Origin of the sequence: Dermabacter sp. HSID17554, from assembly GCF_003989295.1 — a bacterium.
Classification (GTDB): domain Bacteria; phylum Actinomycetota; class Actinomycetes; order Actinomycetales; family Dermabacteraceae; genus Dermabacter; species Dermabacter vaginalis.
In genome coordinates this window covers 1-17,976 of the sequence record NZ_RBLW01000007.1, presented here as the reverse complement: position 1 = coordinate 17,976, position 17,976 = coordinate 1, and the positions used below count along the sequence as shown (strand labels likewise).

General features: G+C 64.3%; 9 protein-coding genes. 2 read left to right on the top strand and 7 right to left on the bottom strand.

Annotated features, from left to right (window positions below; genetic code table 11):
* The first annotated feature begins 13 nt into the window (after positions 1-13).
* Positions 14-1,039, top strand: coding sequence for a hypothetical protein (locus D8M36_RS09375; RefSeq protein ID WP_126848476.1), 1,026 nt, complete (start codon positions 14-16; stop codon positions 1,037-1,039).
* A 90-nt stretch (positions 1,040-1,129) separates the two neighbouring features.
* A complete protein-coding gene (locus D8M36_RS09370; RefSeq protein ID WP_126848475.1) occupies positions 1,130-3,103 on the top strand; it encodes a glycogen debranching N-terminal domain-containing protein in 1,974 nt (657 codons plus the stop codon).
* On the opposite strand, the gene D8M36_RS09365 is transcribed toward D8M36_RS09370, so the two are convergent.
* From D8M36_RS09365 to D8M36_RS09335, 7 genes are all read right to left on the bottom strand, one after another.
* Positions 3,100-6,696: a UvrD-helicase domain-containing protein gene (locus D8M36_RS09365; protein WP_126848473.1), complete on the bottom strand. Its 3,597-nt coding sequence runs from the start codon at positions 6,694-6,696 to the stop codon at positions 3,100-3,102. The genes D8M36_RS09370 and D8M36_RS09365 overlap by 4 nt on opposite strands.
* Positions 6,693-9,506, bottom strand: a complete 2,814-nt coding sequence (locus D8M36_RS09360; RefSeq protein ID WP_126848472.1) for a PD-(D/E)XK nuclease family protein — start codon at positions 9,504-9,506, stop codon at positions 6,693-6,695. The genes D8M36_RS09365 and D8M36_RS09360 overlap by 4 nt, the downstream gene beginning before the upstream one ends.
* Before the next feature lie 570 nt (positions 9,507-10,076).
* Positions 10,077-11,306, bottom strand: coding sequence for a DUF6177 family protein (locus D8M36_RS09355; RefSeq protein WP_126848470.1), 1,230 nt, complete (start codon positions 11,304-11,306; stop codon positions 10,077-10,079).
* A gap of 11 nt (positions 11,307-11,317) precedes the next feature.
* A complete protein-coding gene (eccCa, locus tag D8M36_RS09350; RefSeq protein ID WP_126848468.1) occupies positions 11,318-15,343 on the bottom strand; it encodes a type VII secretion protein EccCa in 4,026 nt (1,341 codons plus the stop codon).
* A complete protein-coding gene (locus D8M36_RS09345) occupies positions 15,340-16,089 on the bottom strand; it encodes a hypothetical protein (protein WP_074299425.1) in 750 nt (249 codons plus the stop codon). Before D8M36_RS09345 ends, eccCa begins: the two co-directional genes overlap by 4 nt.
* Positions 16,086-17,387, bottom strand: a complete 1,302-nt coding sequence (locus D8M36_RS09340) for a hypothetical protein (RefSeq protein WP_074299423.1) — start codon at positions 17,385-17,387, stop codon at positions 16,086-16,088. The genes D8M36_RS09345 and D8M36_RS09340 overlap by 4 nt, the downstream gene beginning before the upstream one ends.
* Positions 17,384-17,695, bottom strand: a complete 312-nt coding sequence (locus tag D8M36_RS09335) for a hypothetical protein (protein WP_126848466.1) — start codon at positions 17,693-17,695, stop codon at positions 17,384-17,386. The genes D8M36_RS09340 and D8M36_RS09335 overlap by 4 nt, the downstream gene beginning before the upstream one ends.
* Positions 17,696-17,976: the final 281 nt, after the last annotated feature.

Genomic DNA, 17,976 nt, shown 5'->3' with positions numbered 1-17,976 from the left:
TTAGTCTTGAGGCATGGTGAACCAGACCACATTCAAAGAGCACTTCGAAGAGTGGGCACCCGCCTGTGTGCAACTCGCTTACACCTACGCCGACGGCGACGAGGCACTCGACCGACTCTGGGTGATCGCACACCTCGGTGCGACGGTGACGCCGTACGCCGCCTACGAGGTCGCGGGCCGCATTTATGAGCCCCACAACCTCAACGAGGCGATCCCTGGACTCGACTGCTCCCCCGACGCGCAGGGAGAACTTCTCGATCCCCTCCTCGAGAACTCGGTTGCACTGCGAAACGCCGTCGTCGAGGCGGGCGAGGAACTGCCCACTCGCATCGTGCTGCGCTACGACGTCAAGCAGGAGGAACTGACAGCGAGCATGACCTACGACTCGCTCGAACCCGGAGTTCCCGAAGAAAAGCAGGCGAGCAATACCGAACTCCTCGAGCGGTGGATAGAGCGACTACGCGAGACCGGCGATGACTCTGCATCCGCACTTCCCGAGGAATCCGGCGACGACCAGGACGCTCACGCCACCACGATCGAGTTCGAGCCGACGGACCCCACCGCCATCGAGACACCTTTCGACCAGTGGTCGGCATACTGCCTGCAGGTCGCCTATAGCTTCGCCGACTGCCACGACTCACTTCAGCGCGTATGGGTCGTTGCCCACCTCGGCGGAGCCGTCTCGGTGAACGCCGTATACGAAATCGACGGCGCCATCGTCCGGTCGCACGAACTCGGCAAAGCAATCCCCGAGCTCGAAAGCCCGATCGAAGAGCAGGTCGAGTATCTCCTCGAACCGCTCACCGAAAACACGGCCGATTTCCAAGACCACCTCGAGGCTGCGGGCGAACGGGTTCCCACGCGCATCGTGCTGCGCTTCGATGTCGCCGACGACGACGTGAATGAGGACCTCACCTATGAACCGCTCGAACCCGGCATTGCCGAGGAGGAGCAAAGCCCCGCGAGCGTGCTCCACGAGCGCTGGGTCGAGCGCTTGCGCGACACGGGCAACGACGCAGCTGCTGCCCTAGGGAACTAACCTCCACGTTTGTGGCGGTATGAGATCGAGTTCCGCCACAATTGTTGAGGACAGATCCTCTGAGAGTCGGAAGCGGCAAAAGGACACCCCATGCCCCTCCACCAACCCTTCGTCCACGACCTCTGCGGCGTCTTTGCCGCCCCTGTTCACGCATGGTCCACCCCGAGTGGCGCGATGCGGGGCGAGGGTGCCGAGGGGCTCTTTCTCGCCGACGATCGACTTGTGAAGAGCTACGCCGTCACGGTGCGCGGGGCGCAACTCACCGGTGGCGCTGCCGCGCCGACGACCCTCCCGGCCGGCGAACTCTCGAGCGTGGGCCTCGAAACCTTTGGCGCGAAGAAGCTCCGCTTGACCGACGTCGTCTCGCTCGAAGGGCTCCCCGTCGATCCCGTCGTGCGGCTTGTGCGTGAGCGCGAGGCCAGCATCGACGGCGTTCACGAAACTCTCACCGTGACCTCCGCGGCGGACCACCCCGTCGCCATCGAGCTCGACGTGGCGCTCGGCCTCGACGCGAGCTCCATGGCGGCCGTCAAAGACCCGCATCTCGCCGAGAAGCTCGCCGTAGCGGCCCCTACCGCGAGCGTTAACGGCACCACCGCCGAGTGGAGCTGGCGGGAGGGCACGCACGCACGCCTGAGGATTGAAGGTGAGGGCGCAACGCTCACCTCGTCGGCCGATGAGGCACAGGTTCTCCACGCCCGCTTGCGCACGACCCTCGAGCCCAACACGACCGCGACGTTCGAGTGGAACCTTTGCGCACGCGACGACCGTGCGCCGTTTACCGGCGTCGACGCCCCGGCACTGGGGGCGGGCCTCGCGCTCGAGCAATCAAGCGATGCTGAGCAGGCCACCGTCGGAACCCTCCTCAGCCAGTCCCTCGCGGACCTCACGAGCCTGCGCCTCGCCCGCCGAAACGCCCCTGACCAGGAGTTTCTCGCGGCAGGGGCTCCGTGGTTCTTCACGCTTTTCGGGCGCGACTCCCTCATCGCGGCGAGCTTCCTCGCGCCGCTTCACCCCGAACTTGCGGCGAGCACTCTGCGCACGCTTGCGACTCAGCAGGGCTCCACAACGAGCATTGACACCGCCGAGCAGCCCGGAAAGATCCTTCACGAAGTGCGCGCCGTGGGGATGGACATGGGCGATTCGTACCTCCCGCCCGTCTACTACGGCACGATCGACGCGACTGCCCTGTGGATTCTCCTCGCGGGTGACGTCACCGACCTTGGGGTCGACGTGAGCGACCTCGCGTACAACGTTGCGCGCGCCGCCGATTGGCTCCTCGATCACGCCGACGCCGACGGCGACCTGTTCCTCGAATACATCGACGAATCGGGCCACGGCCTCGCGAACCAGGGCTGGAAAGATTCGGGCGACTCCGTGCGTTTCGCGGACGGCACGATCGCGGAGGGCCCGATTGCCCTCGCCGAGGTGCAGGGCTACGCCTATGAAGCTGGGCTCCTCGCCGCGCGACTCCTCGAAGAGTGGGGGCACGAGCGCGCGGGCGAGCTGGGCAAGCGGCTGCGGGAGAGGTCCGACGGTATCCGGCGGGCCTTCCGCGACCAGTTCTGGGTGGAGGACAGCAAGGGGGCCTACATTGCCCTCGCGCTCGACGGCAAGAAGCGTCCCGTGGACGGCGTCGCCTCCAACATGGGGCACCTGCTCGGCACCGGGTTTCTCGATGAGCGCGAAGAGCGCCTCGTCATCGATCGGCTCATGGACTCGACGATGTTCACGGGCTTCGGCATCCGCACCCTCTCGAGCGACAACGGCGCCTACTTCCCGACTCGCTACCACGGCGGCAGCGTGTGGAGCCATGACACGGCGTTCATCATGCGCCAAGCCATGCGCGCGGGCTTCACGAGCGAGGCGCAGCAGATCGCGCAGGCGCTCGTGCGTACGGCACGCGGTTTTGAGTGGCGCCTGCCCGAACTGTTCGCGGGGGATCCGACGACTGCCGTGCAGCAGCCGCTTCCCTATCCGGCGAGCTGCCGCCCGCAGGCGTGGGCTGCGGCGAGTGCGATCCCGATTGCCGAAACTCTCGGGGTGCTTCCCGCGCGAAGCTAGGGCTTGACCTCGACTTTTACGACGTAGCCGCTGAGCGGGAGGTGCACGAGTGCGTAGTCGGGGCGGCGCCCCGTGCGCTCCTCGAGCGCGTTCAGGTAGGTTGCCAGCTGGCCCACGTACTCGCGGCGAATGTAGTCGAGAACCGCGGCCGGTTCGGTGCGCGAGTTGGTTTTGTGATCCACGACGATGCTGTGACCGTTCTCGAGAGTGAGCAGCGAGTCGATCCAGCCTTCCATGGCTTGGCCGTCGGCATTCCACCACGCGACCGGCACTTCGGTGCCGGCGGTGTGCCCGGGGAACTCCCGCGCGGACCACGCGTGCCACCGCTCGCCTGCCTCAACGATCACCTCTGGAGTGACCTTCGCTTTGAGCAGGGGGTCTGTTCCAAGCCAGCGCTCGGTGATCCTTCGCGCGAGGGCGAGCTGGCGCTCACGGGGAAGCAGCGCATAGGGGGTCGCGAGGTATGCGTGGACCGCTTCGCCTACGAGTTCGCGATGCTCCCCGCCCTCCCCCACGAGAGGGGCGCCGAGCTTCGCGTGGATCGTCACGTTTGCGTCGATGCCCACGGATGCGACTGCGCTCGCCGCGAACCTCGCGGGAAGCCCGCTCTCGTGCTCAACGAAGCTTGACGGCGTGCCTGCGGACGCCGCGACCGGGGCTGAAGCGAGTGGGCTGCGCTCCTGGCGGTACGGCTCGAGAGGCGACTCGGATTCCTCCAGTTCCTCGGGAGTCTCGTGGTGGCGAACCGTCACGGGGATCGTGGAGACGCGAGCACGGCACTCACACTTGCCCGCCTTGGCGTTCTCGCAAGCATCAGCGGAGCAGGGAGGCTTACTCTGGCCCGGCAGGCCGACCGGTACACGAGCCCCGGTCACGGTGAGGGCCGCGGCACCGTCGGACTCCTCCGTGAGACTGAGCGTGTAGGTGGCCTGCTCATCGCGTTCCTCGTGGCGTTCCTTGACGGCTTTCGCCGACTCGTCCCGTTCGGGCGTCCACGAGGCCTCCTCGGCGATTTCCGCCTCGAGGATCTCTGGAGAGAAATGCGCGTACAGGGTTTCGGTGAGGTCCTTGTGGCCCGCGAGGACGAGCTGATACTTCGCCCGCGTGAGCGCCACGTAGTGAATGCGGGCCTCTTCGGCACGGTTCGCGAGGCGGGCGCGCTTGACATCGGGGTTGTGCGCGAGCGCCTTCGCCATGGGCGGGAACGAATCGTTGATGATCGGAATAAATCGTAGGGCCCGACCCTCAAGGGGATGCTCGGCATCGAACTCCTCCGCGGGTCTTGGCTTCACCGTCACCGAATTGCGCGCGTCCTTGGCTTTCTCGGGAACAACCGTGATGACCACGGGCCATTGCAGGCCCTTCGCCCCGTGGATCGTGCTCACGGTGACGGCGTTGGGATTGTGTGCGAGCTTGTGCTCTTCGCCGTGTTCCTCGAGGAACGCTTTGAGTCCCGCGAGGCCCATCGCGCGGCCGCGGCTTGCGCAGTCGTCTTCGTAGGTGCGTGCAAGGGCGTGGAAGGCTTCGAGTACCGCGAGGCGATCTTCGGTTGCGCTCCACTGTTTGGCGCGCCTGGGAAGCTCGAGCGCATCGATGAGGGCAAGCACGATTTCACTTGGGCTGAGCTGCGCTGCGCGCGCACGGAGAGCCTCGAGAGCCGCGAGCGATTGATCCTCGCGCCACGCCTCCATGCGGGTTTCACGCGCTCGCGTGTCCGGAAGAGCGCCGAGCTCTTGAAACCAGCATTCGTGCGACGCGTGTTCGGGAATGAGGCTCACGAGTTCGGCGAGCGCTAGCGTGTCGCTCGGGTCAAGAAGCGAGGCGAGCCCCGCCCGCATGAAGTGCGCTTCGCGACCTGTCCACAGATTGCGCTCCGCGCCCGTTGTGGGAATGCCGAGGCTTTCGAGCGCATCGGTGACGGTGGAAAGCGATCCGCCACCTCGGGCGAGAACAGCAATGTCGCCGGGCATCACGGGCTCGCCGGCGAGGGTGGTACCCGAGGTGAGAAGCGTGTGGATTCCGGTGGCGATCGAGCTTCGCAGCGCCGAATCTTTCGCGCGTGGCAGGTTCTCGGGGCCTTTCCACAGCTCCACCCCGCCCTCGTGCCGCGTACGTTCTCGCTTCTTAGGGATGTTGAGCGCAACCGCCGACGGCTCCATGTCTCGGAAAATCGAGGTGAACAGGGCGTTTGTGAGGGACAGAGGCGGCTCGGAACTGCGGTAGGAATCCGTGAGCGCCTCGACGCTCCCGCCCGCAAAACCCCCGCGCTTCTCGCGCACAGCGTCGACGACGCTCTCCATGAGTTCGGGGGCCGCGTCGCGGAAACCGTAGATCGACTGTTTTTGATCGCCAACCCACACAACGTCGTCGACAAGGTCGCCGAGGCGCATGAAGAGTTCAAGTTGGATCGGGGAGGTGTCCTGGAACTCGTCCACGGCAAGGAATCGGAAGCGGTCCCTCAGCGAGGAGCGCACGCGCTCGTTGTGGGTCACGAGGTCGAGTGCGAGCGTTTCCTGGTCGGCAAAGTCCATCACCCCAAGAACGGCCTTGTGCTCGGCATATGCGTGAAGTGCATGCGCCGCAGTCGAGAACGCGAGGCGAATCAGTTTCTCGACGTCCGCTACAAACGCTTCGTTGCCGAGAAACCCCACGCCGTCGCTCGCGCCGAGGATGAGGTCGGCAAGCGGAGCGAAGACTGCTGCAGGCCGCGCACCGGGCTTTTTTCCTCCGTGAGCCGGGCGCACTTTCGTCACGTCGGCAAGTGCCATCCATTCTTTCCAGCGCACCGCCTCGACATCGCGGCTCATGCGACGGTAAAGAGGTTCGAGTGTCACGATCGAGCCTTCAACGTTGCCGAGCGTCGAGGAAAGGCGCTTCGCGGGTTCGCCGTCACTCGGCCACCGCGTGAACTCTTCACCCCGTGCCTCGGCCGCGCGTGCCGCGTCAAGATCCGAGGTGAGGTCGCTGAGGCAAGAGGCGAAGGCTCGCAGCCACGTTTCACGCTCATCTCCCCCGATCGCGTAACCTGCGGCGCCGATCATCGCACGGAATGCGGCGATCGATTCCTCAGCACTCCGCATGAGAGTGGAGGGCTGCACTCCGTTCGTGCGCGCGAGCCTCGTGATGGCCCCGACGGCACTCGCCCACGATTCCTCTCGCTGAAACGCATTCGCGTTTTGGCCCGGTGCCTCGTCGTAGCCGAGCCGAGCAAGCAACGCGTACTCGCGCTCCTCGATGTCGGCGATCATGTGATTGATCGAGGCGGTAAGGAGGCGTTCGCTTTCTTCCTCGCACAACACGCGAAGTTCGGGGCTGAGCCCCATGTCAATCGCGTAGTCCTGAACGATGCTCCCCGCAATCGAGTTAACCGTGCCAATAAGCGCCGAACCGATCTCGTTCGCCTGGTCCACGTGACCGAGTTCGATCAGGCGCACCTGGAGGCGTTCGCGCAGTTCTGCCGCCGCTTTCGTGGTGAAGGTTGTCGCGATGATTTCGCTCGTGCGCACCCCTCCCGCGAGCGCATCGGCGAGGCGCGTGGTGAGCGTGTACGTTTTGCCGGATCCTGCCGATGCAGTAATAACCGTGAAGGTCATGAGTAGTCTCCCGTCAGTCCTGTCAGCAGGCAGTAGTCGCTATAGCTGGCGTTGTGGTCCACGAAGACACGTCCGGCTTCGGCGCGCTCTTCAGTCAGCTCCGCCGCTGCCTTCCTATGAGCGGTGTCGTGGCTCGAAAGACCGTTCTCGAGGGCAAGATCCCCGAGCGCACTCGTGACGCACCCCTGGGCGATCGCGCTCAGTTCATCCTCGATCGTGGCGCGCAACCTCTCGAACAGGCCGAGGTTTCCTCCGGTTGCCTCATTGCTCGCGCCGCGCCCGCCAAGACCGCGGTCGTTCGTCACGAACTCGCCGTGACGCAGCAGGAAATATCCGGTGCGCGGCTCGCGCCTTTCGCCTCTTTGCGCTCCATATGCCCAGGCATACGTCGCGAGCTGAAGCGCCTCGTTATTGGTCACGAGGCCCGCGTATCGCGACGTGCTGTTCGTCCATTTGAAGTCAAGAAGCACGGGCGCACCATGTTCGTCGATACCGGCAAAGTCGATCGAACCGGAAAGAGGCACTGTGAGCTGCTGGGTGGCGTCGGGCCTCTCCACCGTAAAGTTGAGCGGTACATCCTTGAGTGCGTGCTCGATCTCGATCACGCCAATACCCGCGGTGCGGAGCGTGCGGAAAAGCATCATGATGCTTGCCTTCGCGCGCCGCAGTACATATGCGCGCAGGGCTTCGTTCCCGGGGAGGTCGAGGTCGCTCGAGTACCGGGGGACGAGGCGCGCAAAAATCTCTTCGACTGCACTTTCGGGGATCTCGTAACTCGCGGGAACGCGCTTTTCTTTCACCAGGGTCTCGATCACGGCATGCACGAGCGTGCCGATCGCGCGATTGCCGCTCGGGACGCTCGCGGCGCTGCCCGGTTTGATGCCTAACGGGTAGCGCAACACCCACGCGAGGGCGTCGCGATGAAGGATGTCGAGCTGGGTGTACGACAGTTTTTGCGGCATGAGTTGCGTGCCGGCAGTGACCTCGCGGGCGAGACTCGAGGGGGGCATAAACCTCTGCTCTTCAGGCATGTTGAGGAGCCCGGCTTTGAGCCGCGTTGCGGCCCATGCGCGCGCCTCGATACTGATCGCCCGGTGGCGGGTGGGATCCGAATCCTCTTGGGGCTGCGCTTTGAGATCGGGGTTTGCCGTGAGCCAGGCTTCCGCGAGCGGCGCGAGCGCAGGGTTGAGGCTCGCGTGCTCACCGTCCACAACATCAGCCGCCACGGCAATGAGCTTCGTCGCGCTGCCGAGCGCGCGCAGCTTCGCACGCATGTCAAGCGCCTCGAGTTCTTCCGCCTCGAGAATACGCGCGCCGCCTTCCTCGAGTACCCGAATTTCAGATTTATCCCACGTGACACTACGCCTGCTCGGCGCCCCGGCGGCACCCCACCACAGCACCGTTCCCGCGTCCACATGAGCTTCGTTCACGGCGGTATTCCACGGTGTCACTGAGGGGCGCGCGAGCACCGAACGAGCCGGGGGCGCCGCTGCCGCGACCAGTTCCCTCAACTCACGCTCGTTGACGCCCTCGGCCTTCGTGAGATCCAGGAGATCGCGCAAAGTGGTGATGTGCTGGCGAATAATGCTCTTTGCGGGACCGGCCGCGCGCGGCATCTGCTCCACACGTGCTTCCAGGAATGCGAGACGCCGCTCCAGGTCATTCGCCTCCACGATCTCCCCCGGTGCCTCGGCGGTGAAGGCGCACATTTCCCGCACCATGGCAAGATTCTGCGTACCGTTTTCGGCATCCTGCCGAATCTTTTCGAGGGCCTTTGAAAATGCCGATTCTGGGTCGCGAGTGTCAATGCCGGCCTCTTCACCCAGGGCGTGCAGCAGTGCGCGCGTGACGTTCCGAGGGAGTACTGGAGCCGACGCTTGCCTCTCCCCCACTGCCTCCTGTGCCTTTTCACATGGCACCTCGACGCTGAGAAACTCTACGAGCGCCTGAACATTCACGGGCGAGCTGCTTGCCTCGAGGAAAATAGGCACCACCTGCGCGGCGAGCCGCGGCGCCGCTTCAGGCGCGTGCGCGACGGGCGGAAGACCTCGGCGCGTAAGCGAGAGATCAAGCGGGAGCGTATCGCGACCCGCAAGGACAGTTACGGGGGCCGATCCCGCGCATTCTTCCTCGAGTATCTGCGCGGCAACCTCACCGGCGGAAAGCTCTTGCGGCGCGCGCACGATCGAGAGCTCGTGAGGGACTCCGGCATGCTCGTGCCCGACGTTGACCTTGACGCCGCAGCGTTCAAGCAGTGCAAAAATCGCCGGCCACCGCCCGGGGAGCGCTTCGGGATCCTCCGAGCAGTCGATGACCTCGATTCCAAGTGGCCACACCTCGCCCGAATCCACGATCGCCTCAAGTTCGGCGTGCACGCTTGCGAGGTCGTCGGCAAAACCCGGGGGGAGGTTGGCGCCCGGAACCCCCTCGACACCCACCGTGATGGCTTGTTCGAGAGCGGCGAGTGCGCTGAGGCGTGGCTGACTCAGCCCCTCCAGCTCACTTGGCGCAGGGGCCCTCCACCCGGCCTCGAGCGCTTCATCGCGCAGGCGCAGCATCGCGCGCGCAGTATTCCAGGAGTCCCGAGCACACGAGCGCTCGTACCACGGGTTTTGGACCTCGCTCAAGAGCCGCCGCATATGGGCAACGCGCACGGCGTACGGTGTTTCCGGATGCAACAACCCGAGGCGCGTGAGCAGCACCCCCACGAGCTCGCGCGGACCAGCGACCATATCCCACGACCGCGCCGAGCCGATGCCGCGCGGCGCCCACGCCGCGCCGTCTAGCAGCCATCCGAATCGAATCCTCACGAGGGCCCCTCTCGACCATTTCCCGTTACACCCACAACGGTATCCCGGGGGTGAGACATTTAAACCGGCAAGCGTCGGCCTACGCCCACCCAGCCCTACCTTTCAGGGGCTAAAAACGGCACTGCATCTTCGACCCCGTGACTGCCCTGCTACTGTTCTTCACCCTCGGGGGTACGACGCGTGACGGGAGCAGAGCCGTGGCGCGAACCGCACGCTAACGGGACACGGCCCCGAGGTAGTGGCCGAGCGCACAGCGGCCAATTTTCCATAACACCGTCTCTGGATGGCGCTTGACCTGCGACTGTTATATATTCGTGACGTTGCTCGTGTCGCGTGCCTCACCGGCCTCAACGCGACACAGCCGCGCCCCTAACCCCACGAACTAGGGCTCACGCCCGCGCCGCCCAGCGGCGTTCCCATCGCCACCCGCAGCTGACATCGTCGCGCGGGTGAGGCGGTGCCGCGGTGAGGGGATTTCCGCGGTACGAGAAGCGCCCGGCGGAGGGGGTCCGACGGGCGCTTCTCTATATCTCCTCCGAACGCCCGGTGATTCCGGGGCTCGGGTATCGACTATTCGGCCTGAGCCTCATCGGAGGCCGAGGAAGCGTCGGACCCCTCCCCCGCGCTCTCCCCAGCGGGCCTCCCACCGAGGTAGCCGAGGTAGCCGTAGCCGCCGTCCCACGGCTCCAAGTCGTCCTTGATCGCATGCTCGGAGGATTCGTGCACGAGGCGCGTCGTCGCCTCAAGCCCCTCGGCAATAACGAAACCAAGCGGCATGAACTCCTTGAACTGCTCCCAGAGCGCACGCGCATCGGCGCTGCTGAGCTTCGATTCTCCGGCGGGAAGCTCAAGGAAAATATCCTCGAGAACACCCTCGTTCGCCGGCACGAGGTCAAGCGATCCACGCATGTCAGGCCCACTCAGGCACCACGTAATCATCTCGGGCGAGGCCTGGGCGGACGTGCTCACCACAAGCCTCTTATCCCACGGGCCACGAGAGATCTCGGTCCGGCCCACCCTCACGTGCGGGATTCCGACGGTTGCCGCAAGAAGGCGCTCGCTCGCTTCGCCCACGTCGACCGTGTCATCAAGGGGATGGAGCACCTGAAGGCGAATGCGCAAGCCGTCCGGGGTGTAGTGCGGAACGCTGCGCCCCACAGCCGGCTCAAGTACGCCTTCGCTATTCCAGTTGTACCCGAGCCCCATAATGCCTTCGACGGGGCCATCGGCGGTTTCACGAATCCACAACACCTGGAAAGTTTCGAAAATACGGCGCATGTACGGGCTCACGCGCGTCGACTCAGGCGTGCGGATAATGAGCGAGTGAGGCTCGGCCTGCGCGCTCGCGATCAGGGCCGAAATCCACGGGCTGAACTCGACGACCTCGACTGGCATGTCGATCACGCGCGGCACGAGAGGCGTGTCGTCCTCGTAGTAGGCACCTCGTTGAATCTGCTCGAGCGGGGTCCTGTTCGACCAACCTTCATCGTCAACGAGATCCGCATCGATGCTCACGTCTTTCGCGCTCGCCGAAAACGCACGCGCGCACGCTTTCGCAAACGCGATCGTCTCGGCACGCGGGCCTACGAGCTCGGCTGCGTAGAAGCCGGGCTGCGACTCCGCTTCCGGCATAAACCACAGGGGAGCGATGGCCTCGGTCCCGTCCGTGATCGCGATCGCGGGCGAATCGGTCGTCCAGATCTCGTGGTCCGGTGTGAATACGGCACTCACGACCTCGGCAAGACGCTCGGCATCCCACTCGCGCGGACCGTGAAGGCGCACGATGGCCTGCTGGTTCATACCATTACCTCTCAGTTGCTTGCCGGGGAGCTACCGAAACCACGCGCCTGCGTGACTTCCTCTTCCCCGCCGTCGTACACAATCTGCACCGTTTCGCCGGGCTGACCCGTGCGGAACATGCGCGCGCGGCCCGTGGGGAGCCTGCGGGCGCGTTCGCCGCCGAGCAGCAGACCTTCGGTGCGGTCGCCCGAGAACATAAAGCCCGTCGCGCCACTCTCTCGCACGGTATTGAATACCGGTTCGTAGAGACCTCGCGACGCACCGGCCACGCGGCGTGCGATGATCGCCGAAAGGTTGATTTCGGGACCCATCGCGAGGAACGGCTGGAGCGCCTGGAGCGGGCTCATGCTGCCAGCCGTAAGCACGTCGTAGTCGTCCACGAGAAGCACGATGCGCGGATGTGTTTCGTCCTTGGCCTCCGCCGCTTCAGGCGAGCCGGGAACACGCTTCTTCAACTCGGGAATGATCGCGGCGACGAGCTGCTCGGCGAGAGTGGCGGAAGCGGCGTAGCCACCGAGGTACGGCTCAGGGATCACGTCGGCGAGGTTGCGGCGCGGATCGAACACGGCAAACACGAGCTCTTCCGGGCTCCACCGCTCCATCATCTGTCGCGCGATGTACTTGAGCATGCTCGTGCGACCCATCTTGTTCGAGCCAAGAAGCACCATGTTCCAATCGGCGCCTTCCACATCGAGCTGCGCCGTGCCGAGGTCGCCCTCGTAAAGGCCAATCGGGATGAGGTTCCTCGATTCCCCCTTCTCAAGGAGGTCGGGCGTCACAACCGAGGGGAGCATACGCACCTTCGGTGCCCGATCCGTCGTCGCGGACGCCACCGTTTCGACGAGATGAGCGAGCCCCTCAACGGCACTTTCTCGATCCGGCTTCGAATCGATACGGGGAAGAGCAATCTGCCCGAAGAGTTTATTCGACGTCAGGAACTGGCCTGGTCGATCAGCGGAAATCGTCGCCGAAAGTTTACGCGCCACACTCGACTCGCCGGGATCGGTCAGGCGAAGCTCGAGGCGGTTACCGAAGTAGGTCTGCATCGACAGGCGCGCGTCGTTGAGGCGCGAGCCGGTCGCGACCACGTGAACACCGAGGCCAGCGCCACGGCGAACGATGTCCTTAATGTTCTCCTCGAGGTCGTTGAACTCCTCATTGAACTGGCCGAAGCCATCCACGAGAAGCACAATCTCGCTCATAAGCTTCGGGTCAACATCGAGGCCCGCCGCGCGACGCACCGATTCGAGATCGGGAAGGTGACTCTGATGCAACAGATATTCGCGTGCCTGCATAGCCGCCTGCACCTCTTCCACCGTGCGGCGCACGGCTTCGCGCTGCTGACGCGTCGCGACGCCCGCGACGTTCGGAAGTTTCTCGATGGCCATAAGACCCGAGCCAAGAAGATCCACGCCATACACGATCGCTTCGGCCGAGGGGTGCGTGAGCGCGAGCGACGCGGCAACCGTGCGGAGCACCGTGGTTTTACCCGAGCGCGGCGCACCCACGACGAACACGTGACCGCCGGGGCCCGCGAGGTCGAGGTTGAACTTGCCCTGCCACTGGCGGGCCGGATCATCGAGCAGGCCGATCGGTACCGAAAGGAGTTTGTCCTTCGGAAGGCGCAGCCCGCGACGGGTTGCCATGGGCTTGCCTGCGACCTGATCAAGCGTGATGACGGTGTCGATCGGGTCGAGCCAAATGGGGCGCGTCACGCGCGGCTTCTTCTCAAGCTGGCTTACGACGGTCGAGAGGATCGTGGGGCCCTCTTCGTCCTCGTCGTCGGCACCGCCGGGGGTGGCCTTTGTTTCGGGGCCCGAATCGGTGTCGAGAACCGCGAACTCGTCGATCAGAGAGACGTGCGGGAGGTCCTCGACCTCCATCTCATCCTCGTTCGTCGGCAAAAGCCCCGAAACATAACCCGAACGGAACTTCGTGTAGGTCGTCGTGTCAACCTTGAGGTAGCCGTAGCCGGGAAGCGGCGGGAGAGAGAACGCATCGACCGTGTCGATCACGGTTCGCGACTCGGCCGCCGACAGGGTACGAAGACCAATGCGGTACGAAAGGTAGGTTTCGAGACCGCGAAGCTTGCCGCCCTCGATTCGCTGGCTCGACAGAAGCAAGTGCACGCCGATCGAACGGCCGATACGGCCGATTGACAGGAACAGGTCGATGAAGTCAGGGCGGGCCGTGAGGAGCTCACCGAACTCGTCAATGATCACGAGAAGGTGCGGGAGCGGCTCCATATGTTCGCCGCCTTCAGCCGCTTGCCGGCGTCGATAGGTCGTGATGTCCGAGAGGCTGCCGGCGTCCTTGAGGAGCTGCTGGCGGCGCTTCACTTCACCCTCGAGGCTCGCGTAGACCCTCTCCACGAGGTTCGCATCGTCACCGAGGTTCGTGATGACGCCCGCGACGTGCGGGAGATTTTCGAACGGTGCGAAGGCCGCACCACCCTTGTAGTCGATGAGAACCATGTTGACATCGGCGGGGGAATGCCCCGTGACGAGACCGAGCACGAGGGTTCGAAGAAGCTCCGATTTACCGGAACCCGTCGCACCGATCGCGAGGCCGTGCGGGCCCATGCCGTACTGCGCCGATTCCTTGAGGTCGAGCATGACAGGCGCGCCCTGATCATCGTTACCGATCTGGACGCGAAGGAAGCTCGAACGGGGCCTCGGGGCCCACGCCTCATCAAGATTGATGTTGGTGAGCTCCCCTACGCCGAGAAGATCCGAAGCGCGAAGCGCCTGCTGAGCCTCGTCGTGCTCGAGCGAGTCGGGAGCGAGACGCACGCCCGAAAGGTAGCGCGCGAGGGCCCTCGCCTCTTCGTGCGAGAACTCGTCGAGCTTGACCGTGAGGCGCTCGGGCTCCTGGTCGCGCGACGTGTAACGCTCGACGATTGCTTCGTCGGCCTTCACCGACGAAGGGCTGATGCGGAGCGTGATGTCGTCCGGTTCGTGCTCGCGGCTCGCGAGGAGGTGCAGCATCGTGAGGCCAACGTCCGAGGGACGCACCTCGCGGTCGCCAAGCGGAATGTCGAGCGCGTCTTCGCCGTGGTGGTCGGAGACGATCCACATGCGGGCCATCGTGCCCGAGATATTGCCGCCGCCGAGGTTGCGGCGAAGCTGCGCTGCAGCGGTGAGGCGGCGGTGAAGCTCTGGGCGGAGCACCTCCGCGAGCTGCTCTTCATCCTTGGCGATACGGCGAATAGGCCCGTGCTGGGTCGCTCGCGACTGATCCGCCATGTGCGGCAGCCACGTCATCCACGACCAGAATTCGCGAGCCTCGCCTTCGGGGTAGGTCAGCGCCATCTCGATGTCCTCGGGCGAGGAAAGCGCTGCCGCATGGCTCGTGAGAAGCACGGCGATGCGGCGGCAGAACGGCTGATCGCCCACGATGCTCACGTTGCCCACGGAGTCGAACGGGATCGTTACGGGCGCATCGGGCATCGTGGAAAAGCGTTCTTCAACGCGGTCGAGCTCGCTCGACATGAATTCGTCGTCGAGGCTCATCGCGTTGTCTTCACCCACGCGTTCAAATTCAACGGAGGGTGCGAAGCCGGTTCCGAGGCGCAAGCGCATGAAGTCCTGGTCATCACGGCGGCGCTCCCACAACCTCGAGGTCGAGCGCGCGAGGCTTAAGAGCGCGGCGGGGTGAGGCTCGGCTGCACGGGCAAGCTCGGAGCGATGCTGTTCGGCTTCATAAAGTTCGCTTGACTGGCGGTCAAGGTAGGTCAGGTACCGGTCGCGCAGGGACTGCCGACGCCTGACCGCGCGACCGCGGTTGCTCATAAACATGATGATGAACGCGATAACGGTCACGATCATCATGAGGGCGCCGATCGCGGCGAGCGCGGAACCCCTGAACAGCATCATGAGGGTCATACTCGTGGCGGCACCGAGCATGGGGATGAGCATGAGGAAGTTTGCCGTACCGTCGTTTTCGGGCAGGGCCGGCGGCAGCTCGATCTCGTGGCGAGTGACGCCCGGGGCAGAGGGCGACGTGCGGGCGGGGCGATGAACGATTCGGGTACTCAACGACTAACCGCCAACTGCATCATGAGCGCGCCGAGCTCCTCGATCGCGACGCGCGAGGGTTCGGAAATGTTCTCGATGCGCACGTGGGAATCGCCCGCGAGGTGCTGGTCCTGCGGAATGACCACGAGGTCGCCAAGCTGGATACCGCCGCGCGGCTTGCCGAGGCCACTCTCGGGTGTTTCGCGAAGAAGGCGAATGGTCGTGCCGTGCTTGTCGCCGAGGGCTTCGCGGATATTTTCCACTTTCTCGATGCCTTGCACGGTGCGGCGCCCCACGATCACGACGACGTGCGGCATGAGCATCGACAGTTCCTCATCGGTCACGTGCGAGTCGCAATCCACGAGGAGCACCTGCTGCGCACGTGAAATCTCACCAATGGATTCGCGGGTGTGCAGGAGCGGGGTGTCGTGGAGGCGCAGGCCACGTTGATGGTGATTATCGCCGAGGAACCACGAGAGGTCGCTTGTTGAGCGAAGCCCGGCAACGGTCACGGACCCGCCACGTGCTTGCGCGAGGTAGCCGGCGCTTGCCACGAGAAGTGAGGTGACACCAGCGCCCCCGTGGGCACCAAGGAAGGCGATACGTCGCCCAGTGGTGATGGGCAGCTGCTCATCGCGTTGCGCTTGTGCGATACGCGTAGGGGTTTCGTCGTTGCCGATCCAGCCCGTGACGCGGCGCAATGCACGGCGCGCGCCGCCCTCGCCCTTGCGTTTGCTGATCTTGAGTGCGCGGTCTTTTTGGTTCACTGGAAAGTCCTCAACAGTTCGCTATACACACCGAAAATTCCCACGAGCGCGGGCACGGTGACGAGCGTGCAAATACGTTCAACGACACCCGAGATTCGACGGCCGCGCGCCGAGTTCACGGAGCTACGGAAGGCGAAGCGCGGGATTGTATAGATGGCGATCGCCGCGACAATGACCCCCACGCCGAGCCAGAGCGAAAGGTCAGGTTTCGCCGCCACAATCGCTTGCGCGCTGCACACGCCGGTCACGATAGCGGCGCCCCACAGAACGGCGCGGTGAAGAGCAAACGGGAAGTGGCGGGTACGGAACACCATGGTGATGGCGACGGCGGCGACGGTGATCGCCGCAAACGTGTTATCGACGACGAGTGCTGACGCGAGCCCGAGAGAAATCGCGAGGATCACCGCGAGAACAACGACTGTCATCGTGAGGGTCGCGTAGGCCTCGGAAATGGCAACATCGACGCGCTTCGCTTTCACGTCGCCTTCTTCCGCAAGCGAGTCCTGGACCGTGTAGAGGCCTGCGCCCTGCATCGCGAAGCGCGGCACGAGACCGAGGGCTGCGAGGGCAACTACGGCAACGATCGCACCGGCCTGCTCAACCGTCGCACCGAGCACCGTGGCAACGATAAAGATGCCTACGCTCGCGGCGAGGGTGAGGAGTGCAGTCCCGAGCGCCCGGAAGCGTCGGCGGAGAACAGCAAAGACCGCGAGGGTTGAGGCGAACGCGCTCAGACACCAGATCGCGCTTTCCTTGCCCCCGAACTCGAAATTGAGACCGCCGAGGACCGTGAGAAGAAGCGAACCGGCGAACAGCGGCCACGCGAGCGTGTGGATCTGGAGAGCAGCCGCGATGATCGTAAGCGTGAACATGCCGGAGACTGCCCACCACGGCTGCGAGAAGGCTCCCGGGATGAACCAGAGCGAGAGAAGGAGAAGGCTCGTGGAGAGAATGCCGAGAACCCACGGGCGAGTCTTGTCGTTCCACAGGCCACTCACGTCGGTCGAGGTGAGGCGGTCAACAACGTCGTGGACGACGGGCTCAAGCGGCGCATCGGCGAGCGGTAGCACTTGGACAACCTGGCCGTCGAGCAGTTCCTGCTCCCCCACGGGGATGGTCTGCTCAAGTCGCTCACCAAGGATCGTGAAAAGGCCGAGTCCCGAGACTTTTGTCGTTTCTCCCACGAGTTCCACGAACTCGGGAATCACGTCGGCGGGTGTGAGCGAGCCGGGGACGATGACGTCCGCAGCGCGCTCACTACCGCGAATCGTGAGGCGAACATAAGGGCTTTGGGTCATTGCTTGTCCTCATCAGCTGATGGCGGTGTAGAAGCCGGCGAAGTGGGAGGGGTGGCGGGGGTCGTGATCGAGGTGCCCTGCGTGGGCTGCCTCTTAAAGGTGGTGTCGTTTGCGATCAGATTCATCACGAACGACACGCCCACGCATACGGCGCACGCGAGAACGGCAAAAAATATGCTTCCGAGCATCGTTCCGAGGCCATCCGTCCACGTTCGACGCAGCCTCTCCGATCGATGCAAGAGCGCCTGTGCGAGCCTTTTTCGGCGCACCTTAACGGCGTCGAGAAGCTGATCGTCATAGGTGTACACGCAGTTCAAACCCCCTGCTGAGCGTGTCAGCGGTCAATGTGCGAGTGCCATTGTGCACACAATCCCTGAGAGAGGCCACTTAGGTGAACATCACGGAAACATCACGGAAACATCAAGAAGATTAAGGTGCGATAACGGAAAACCCATGTTTGCCTATAACGGTCAGATAACGGGACGTGGGTCCCGGACAGCACAAGGGGGAAGCGTGGGAACCGCACGCGCTCTGACGCCGTGGTTCGCACACTCCCACCAACACTTTCAAGGGAGTGCACTTATGAAGT

Coding starts and splice junctions, on each gene's coding strand:
- D8M36_RS09375 (WP_126848476.1), top strand. CDS start 14: ATGGTGAACCAGACCACATTCAAAGAGCACTTCGAAGAGTGGGCACCC.
- D8M36_RS09365 (WP_126848473.1), bottom strand. CDS start 6,696: ATGACCTTCACGGTTATTACTGCATCGGCAGGATCCGGCAAAACGTAC.
- D8M36_RS09355 (WP_126848470.1), bottom strand. CDS start 11,306: ATGAACCAGCAGGCCATCGTGCGCCTTCACGGTCCGCGCGAGTGGGAT.
- D8M36_RS09370 (WP_126848475.1), top strand. CDS start 1,130: ATGCCCCTCCACCAACCCTTCGTCCACGACCTCTGCGGCGTCTTTGCC.
- D8M36_RS09340 (WP_074299423.1), bottom strand. CDS start 17,387: ATGACCCAAAGCCCTTATGTTCGCCTCACGATTCGCGGTAGTGAGCGC.